At 26.6% G+C, this 7905-nt stretch carries 7 protein-coding genes; all 7 read left to right on the forward strand.

What is annotated here, in order from left to right:
* The first annotated feature begins 182 nt into the window (after nucleotides 1-182).
* The 7 genes from E6A48_RS12105 (at nucleotide 183) to E6A48_RS12135 (ending at nucleotide 7327) form a co-directional block, all read left to right on the forward strand.
* Nucleotides 183-1391, forward strand: a complete 1209-nt coding sequence (locus E6A48_RS12105; protein ID WP_219709330.1) for an ROK family protein — start codon at nucleotides 183-185, stop codon at nucleotides 1389-1391.
* Between the two features lie 171 nt (nucleotides 1392-1562).
* Nucleotides 1563-2132 carry a phosphoheptose isomerase family protein gene (locus E6A48_RS12110; RefSeq protein WP_219709331.1) on the forward strand — a complete coding sequence of 190 codons (570 nt, stop codon included), beginning with the start codon at nucleotides 1563-1565 and terminating at the stop codon, nucleotides 2130-2132.
* Between the two features lie 31 nt (nucleotides 2133-2163).
* Complete coding sequence (locus E6A48_RS12115; RefSeq protein WP_101504153.1) at nucleotides 2164-2634, forward strand: VOC family protein; 471 nt, start codon at nucleotides 2164-2166, stop codon at nucleotides 2632-2634.
* 44 nt (nucleotides 2635-2678) lie between these two features.
* Entirely contained in the window at nucleotides 2679-3698 is a 1020-nt protein-coding gene (locus tag E6A48_RS12120; RefSeq protein ID WP_219709332.1) for an autoinducer 2 ABC transporter substrate-binding protein, read from the forward strand.
* Nucleotides 3699-3742: 44 nt separating this feature from the next.
* Nucleotides 3743-5245, forward strand: coding sequence for a sugar ABC transporter ATP-binding protein (locus tag E6A48_RS12125; RefSeq protein WP_101504151.1), 1503 nt, complete (start codon nucleotides 3743-3745; stop codon nucleotides 5243-5245).
* Between the two features lie 46 nt (nucleotides 5246-5291).
* Nucleotides 5292-6281 (forward strand): ABC transporter permease, encoded by a 990-nt coding sequence (locus E6A48_RS12130; protein WP_219620202.1) that lies wholly within the window; start codon nucleotides 5292-5294, stop codon nucleotides 6279-6281.
* Between the two features lie 14 nt (nucleotides 6282-6295).
* On the forward strand, nucleotides 6296-7327 hold the full coding sequence (locus tag E6A48_RS12135) for an ABC transporter permease (protein WP_101504149.1): 1032 nt from the start codon (nucleotides 6296-6298) through the stop codon (nucleotides 7325-7327).
* Nucleotides 7328-7905: the final 578 nt, after the last annotated feature.

Below are 7905 nucleotides of genomic sequence, written 5' to 3' on the forward strand. Positions count from 1 at the left end.
ATATTAATTTGTTATTAGGTTTTAATTATATTTTTTATAATAAAATAATTTAAATATCTATTATTTTTATATTTTAATATAAAAACATATTTATATATTATTGACTAAAAAAAAGTTTTGTTTATACTTACTATCAATTAATAATAAATTAGTTGATAATAAGTAAGAAGGTAATAAATAGAATGCTAGGCAAATTGAAACAGAGTATTAATTATAATGATATGCAAGAAATGAATCGCTATCTTATTATTAAACTATTGATGCAATTAGGAATATGTTCTAGGGTAGAATTATCAAAGTTATCTGGTTTAAAACAAGCTACAATAACTAATATTATTAATGATTTTATAAAGATAGGTTTAGTTTCTGAAATAGGTCCAAAAAATGGAATCAAGGGTAGAAGGTCTATAGCTATAAGTCTTAATAGTGATAATTATAAATTTATAGGTGTGCGACTTACCAGAAGATATATTACAGTTGGGTTATTTGATATAGCAGGCAAAAGCTATCTTGTTAGAGAATACAAATTTAATGTTAATGATGGTGTGAATAATACACTTAAAATAATTGAAACATCTGTTCATGGTATACTTAATGAATATTCTAATGATAATATAATTGCTATAGGAATCTCTCTTCCAGGTCCTTTTATTAGAACTACAGGAATAATTACAGTAAATGAATTTCCAGGTTGGGAGCAAGTTTTAGTAGAGGATTATTTTAATAATATATTTCATATACCAGTGTTTTTAGAGCATGATGCTAAGGCTGGTGTTATGGCTTGTTGGTATATGAATAAATATAATAATGTAAATAAAACTTTAGCTTATGTGATAGCAGGTCATGGAATAGGTGTTGGTGTTATAGTAGATGGTAAATTATTAAGAGGCTCTACAGGAACATTTGGAGAAATAGGTCATACTAGCATAGATTTTAATGGACCATTATGTGCATGTGGAAGCAGGGGTTGTCTTGAAAATTATTGTTCTACGATAGCACTTTCTAGAAGAATAAAAAATGCTTTAGAGCTTGGTGCTAAATCTAGTTTGAGTATTGATTTTACTTTTTCTGATATTGTAGAGGCATATAAAAATAAAGATGATTTAACAGTAAAAGAAGTAAATAAAAATATAGAATATTTCAGTGTTGGTATAGTTAATTTAGTTAATATGGTAAACCCTGATGTAATAATCATAGGCGATGAAATGGTTAATTTTGGAGATAATTTTCTTAATATATTAAAATCTAATGTTAGTAAAAGGATTATACCTGATTTATATAAGAAATTGGATATAAGACTAGGAAATTTTGCTGAAGATGAAGTTTTGATAGGTGCTAGTATTGTAGCTGTCGAATCTATTTTAAAAACAGGTAATTTAATCAAAAAATAATTATATTTATTATTATTTAATAATAATTCTATGTAAAAATCAATATATAGTTCATTAACTTTTATTTTATATAAAAAATTGACAAGTAACTTTTTTTGAATATACTATTTATTATATTGATTAATTTAATTAAGTTAATTAATTAATATAATAAATAAATAGGTGTTTTATATGGAATATAAAGAACTAGTAGAAAAAGTAATTCAAGAAAATAGCACAGTATTGAATCTTGTAAAAAAGGAAGAAATAGAAGTTTTATTATCAGAAATAGAAAAAGCTAAAACTATTCAATTATATGCTATGGGTCGTATGCAACTTTCTGTTAGAGCTTTTGCTATGAGATTAAAACATATGGGATTTGATACTTATGTAGTTTATGATACTACTACACCTGCTATAGGTAAAGGCGATTTACTTCTTGATATATGTGCCGTAACAAATGTAGAATTAAATGTTATAAAATGTGCCAAAGAAGCTGGTGCTAGAATAGGGGTTTTGACAGCCCATCCAGAAAATGAGCATGGTCAATTAGCAGATTTTTCAGTTTTTGTTCCTGGACAAATTTTTGGTGGAGAAAAGGAAGTAAAATCTATACAGCCAATGGCATCTTTACTTGAACAATCCATGTTTTTATTTGTTGATATAATTGTTATGATGTTAATAGAAAGAAATAATATAGATATAAGCAAAATGCATAAAAGGCATACAAATCTTGAAGGTATACCAACTGCTTTTGCTTAATTAATTATATTAAAAAAAGGAGGAATTTCTTATGAGAGATGGACAAATTTGTCAAATAGCACAGGTTGTATCAGATATTAAAAAAGCTATGGATCATTTATATAATGATTTTGGTATTGGTCCTTGGGATGTATATGAGTATGGTCCTCATAATATACAAGATTCTATGTATAGAGGCAAACCAAATACTCAGAGATATGCCTTAGCAGTTACATGGTCTGAAGGTATTCAATATGAATTGATGCAGCCTTTAGATGGATATAGTATATATAATGAATTTTTAGAAAAGCATGGAGAAGGTTTGCAGCATATAAAACTTTATTATAAAGATTGTGCTAAAGCAATTAAGGAATATAAAGAAAAAGGATATGAGGTAATTCAGAGTGGAAGGATAGGTGAAGATGAGTTTTATTATTTAGAATCTACAGATAATGTTGGAATTACATTAGAAATAGGAAATGCAGGAAGTATTCCACCACCTTTGTATAAATATCCGTCATAAATTTAGATAAAAAATAAATAAAAAATAAATTTAGGAGAATAAAAATGAAAAAATTTATATTTGCTTTTATTGTTTTATTATTTATAGTTTCATGTGGTAATAATAATGAAACAGCAACTACAAATGATTCTACTGCAAATACTTCTACACCTGCAGATGGAAAATATACCATGGTAACTGTTCCTAAATTGCGTTCAGCATGGTTTGAAGATTATGAGAATGGTGCTATAAGAGCTGCTAAAGATTTTGGTATAGAAACATATATGCAAGCTCCTTCATCAGCAGATGAGGCACAACAGGTTAGAATAATAGAAGATGCAGTTAATCAGGGTGTTAATGCTATTCTAGTTGTTCCAAATAATGCTGCTTCTTGTGTACCTGCTTTCAAAAGAGCACAAGAAAAAAACATACTTGTTCTAACTCATGAATCTCCAGATCAAGAAGGTGCTGATTATGATGTAGAGATGATAGATAATGTTAAATTTGGTGAAAGATTTATTGATGAATTAGTTGCGGTTGTTGGAGATAGTGGTGAATATGCAATTTATGTTGGTTCTTTAACAGTTCCAGCACATAATATATGGGCAGATGCAGCTATCGCTTATGCTAAATCAAAATACCCTAATTTAAAAATGGTTGGAGATAAATTCCCTGTTTCTGAAGATAGAAATGCTGCAAGACAAAAAACTTTAGAACTTTTAACTGTATATCCTAATTTAAAAGGAATATTAGCATTTGGAAGTCAAGGTGCTCCTGGTGCAGGACAAGCATTAAGAGAAAAATCAATGCAAGGTAAAATCACAATTTTAGGAACAACAACTCCTAAAGAAATAGCTCCATTTTTGAAAGATAAATCAGTAACTTCTTCTATTATGTGGAGTCCAGGAGAAGCTTCTTATGCTATGGTTTATTTAGCAAAAATGATATTAGACGGTAAAAGAGATGAAATAAAACAAGGTCTTGAAATACCTAATTTAGGTGTACCTACTATTAATGGAAAAAATGTATTGTTCAATAGACCATTAGTAATTACAGCTGAAAACGCAGATAATTATAATTTCTAATAGTTTATATTGTTAAATTATTCTTTAGGCAGGCATAGTATATAATGGAAGATTTTATAAAAATTCAACATATATCTAAAAGCTTTAATGCTCTTAAAGCATTAGATGATGTTTCATTTGAGTTAAAGAAAGGAGAAGCACTTGCTTTATGTGGAGCTAATGGAAGTGGAAAATCTACATTAATAAAAATATTAGCGGGTGTTTTGGAGGCAGATAGCGGTACTATAGAAATAAATGGTAAAAAAATGGTTTCTTATGGTCCTCTTTCTGGAATTAAACATGGTATTAGTGTTATATATCAGGATATATCATTATTTCCTACTTTAACAGTTTTGGAAAATATATGTCTGCCAAGAATGATAGGAGACGGAGCTAAATTTTCGTTTCTAAAAAATAAAATTAACGCTGCTAAATCTATATTAGAAGATTTAGAAGTTAATATAGATGTTAATGCTATAGTTGAGGAGCTTCCTTTAGCTTCTCAACAACTTATAGCTATAGCACGTGCTCTTAATAATAATTCTAAATTAATTATTTTAGATGAGCCTACAACAGCTCTTACAAGAGTGGAAGTAAATCAATTATTTAAAATAGTAAATAAATTAAAGCAAAATGGAATATCCGTTATTTTTATAAGCCATAAACTTGATGAGGTATTTGAGCTTTGTGATAGAGTAATATGCTTAAGAGATGGTAAATTGGTAGCATCTGCTTTAATGTCAGATATTTCTGTAGAGGAAATAGAAAGATTTATGGTTGGTCAATCAACTATATATACAGGGGTTAATGATTTAGATAAAGATGCTCCTATTATATTAGAAGTTGATTCTTTATGTAAAAAAAATAATTATAAGGATATAAGTTTCAATTTAAGAAAAGGTGAAATATTAGGAATAATAGGACTATTAGGTTCTGGAAGAACTGAGTTGGCATTATCATTATTTGGTGTATCTAAAGCTGATAGTGGTAAGATTTATGTAGATGGAAAAGAATGTAAAATTAATAATATACAAGATGCTGTTAGGGCAAAAATAGCTTATGTTCCAGAAGATAGACTTACAGAAGGTTTAATAATGAATTATCCAATAAAGGATAATATGGTTATAGTAAATCTAGAAAAAGTAAAAAATAAGTTTGGTTTTTTAGAGAATTCGTTTATTAATAAAATAACAAATTTTTGGATTAAAGAATTATCCATTAAAACAGAATCTGGAGATAATAAAGTTTCAGAACTTTCAGGAGGAAACCAGCAGAAAATAGTTATAGGTAAATGGCTTGATGAAAATCCTAAAATATTAATTTTAGATGGTCCTACTGTAGGTATAGATATAGGAGCTAAAGCGGGTATTTTTGAAACTATTAAATTATTCTCTAAAAATAATGGAATGGGTGTTATTTTAATTTCTGATGAAATAAAAGAAATAGTTTCATATAGTAATCGCATAATTATAATGCGTAATGGAAGAATATATAAAATATTCGATAGAGGAAGTGTAAATGAAAGTGATATACAAGCTATGTTAGATGAACAAAAACGTAGTATGTGATTAATAAATAAAAGGGTGTTGTTTCATGTATAGTATTTTAAATTTTATGAAAAAAAGAGAAGTTGTTCTTGCTATAATTATTTTTGTACTTGTAATAGTAATATCTTCTTTAACTCCTAATTTTTTAAATTATGAAAATATATCTAATATATTAAAATCATATACAGTTTTAGGAATTTTTGCTTTAGGAACATTACTTGTAATAATCAGTGGTGGGGTTGATGTATCTTTTACAGCTATTGCTCAAGTTGTACAATATGTTGTTGTGTATGTATTATTGAATTATATTTCAGGTAATATATACATAGCTTTTTTATTAGCAATAGTTTTCGGAGTGATATTAGGTTTATTCAATGGATTTTTAATTTATCATTATAAAATGCCTGCTATAATTATAACTATAGCTACACAAAATTTATTTTACGGAATATTGTATGTAGTTACAAAGGGTAAATTATTATACGAAGTTCCTCCATATTTCTGGACATTTGCAGATGCAAAACTATTTACAATAACAAATGAAATTGGAATAAATGTAGGAATTAGTTTAGTTACTGTATTATGGTTTATTATGGCTTTGGCTTTATTTTTTATATTAAAATACACTATTTTAGGACGAAGTGTATATTTAATAGGATGTAATAGTGTGGCAGCAAAAAGAATTGGGGTAAGTATATTAAAAACTACATTATTTGTTTATGGTTTATCAGCAGCTATAGCAGCAATAGGTTCTATAGTACATGTTTCCATAGTTCAAACTGTAATACCTAATTCTATAGTTGGTACAGAAATGCAAGTTATTGCGGCAGTAGTTTTAGGTGGTGCTTCAATTACTGGAGGAAAGGGTTCTGTTATGGGTACTATGTTAGGTGTTCTTCTTTTTGCTATATTAAGTAATAGCCTTACTCTTTTACAAATATCATCATATTGGTATAATGTATTTATAGGGGCAATAATAGTTATTAGTATACTTGTTAATGCTTTACAAGAAATAAAAGCTAGAAATTCTATAGTTCGTGTAAATGTTGAAAATTAATATCGGGGGAAATAATGGCTGACTTTGATAAAATATCTTCTTTCATAAAAAGAATGAGAAAGGGAGAACAGTTTTCTCTTGTTATAACACTCATATTAGTATATATATTAATGGTAATAGCTAATGGTAATAAATTCTTATCTTTTAATAATATGTATGCTATGGCATATCAGCTTCCTATTATAGGATTTCTTGCTATAGGAATGATGATATCTGAACTTTCTGGTGGTATTAATTTATCTATTATTGCAAATATGAATTTGAATGGTGTTATAATATATTTAGTATTAAATGCACTTACTAATGGAAATATGCAAGAATCTAATATATTTTTCATTTTTATAGCAATAATATGTGGATTTATCACAAGTATAATTATTGGTATTGTTAATGGTTTTCTTATAACACAATTTAATATACCTGCTATTTTAGTTACTTTAGGAACTATGACATTATTACAAGGTGTTAATTTGGTACTTACGAAAGGATATACTATATCTGGATTTCCAAATGAACTTGTATTTATAGGTAATGGAAAAATATTTAATATTCCTGTGGCTATTATACTGTTTATTATTGTAATTATTATAACACACTTTATATTGAATCGTTCTTCTTATGGTAAACAATTATATTTAACTGGTGCTAATACTAAGGCAAGTAAGTTTTCCAATGTTAATATATCTAAAGTTATTATTATAGAATACATATTATCAGCTTGTTTTGCTTCATTTGCTTCTTTGGTTTTAATAGGTCAAATGAATTCTGTAAAAGCAAACTATGCTGAGTCATATCTTTTAGTAGCTGTATTAGCAAGTTTTCTTGGAGGAGTTGATCCTAATGGAGGATTTGGTAAATTATCAGGTATGGTATTAGCTTCTATAATATTACAATTTATATCTACAGGATTAAATTTAATGCGTTTAGATCCGTTTATGATAACAGCTATGTGGGGAGCAATTATAATAATAATTTTAATAGTAAAAGAAGTTTCTAGTTTTATCATAGTTAAAATAAAATCTAGTTTCAGTAATAAAACTATATAAACATTTTATTCTTAAATTAATTATTTATTTTTAAGCCTTATATTAATTTATAAGGCTTTTTTATTTCTTGATAAAATTAACTTATGATGTGATGTATAAAAAATATAATAAAAATTTGTATAGCATAAATTTTTTAATGATAATTAATTTTTAGTTTTAAAAAATGAGTTGTATTTATCTTTTTCTTTCATTATCATATTTGATAAAAATGTGCTATTTGAATATTCGTAATATTGCTTATTGGGTTTGTACTCAAAGTCAAAATAATTTTTTGATATTAAAGAAGAGTTATAATAAATACTTGATGTAATATTATTTTGATAAAGAAATAAATCGTTATATATGTTTTTAAAACAGCTTTGGAAGTAGTTATTAAAATATAAATTATTATTAAAATTATTTGTATAATAGTTATTTAAAGGAAAAAAGAAATTATTATATGAATATAATGTAATACTATAAAATATAAGTATTAATAAAAATTTCTTCATACTTACTTATAATGATATCATAAATTTACAGTTTGTCAAAATTTAATTTTTTCATTATTTGTGGGGACTAGCCCCCTGCGAAGCGTG

The sequence above is a fragment of the Brachyspira pilosicoli genome (genome assembly GCF_019402445.1).
GTDB lineage: Bacteria > Spirochaetota > Brachyspiria > Brachyspirales > Brachyspiraceae > Brachyspira > Brachyspira pilosicoli_B.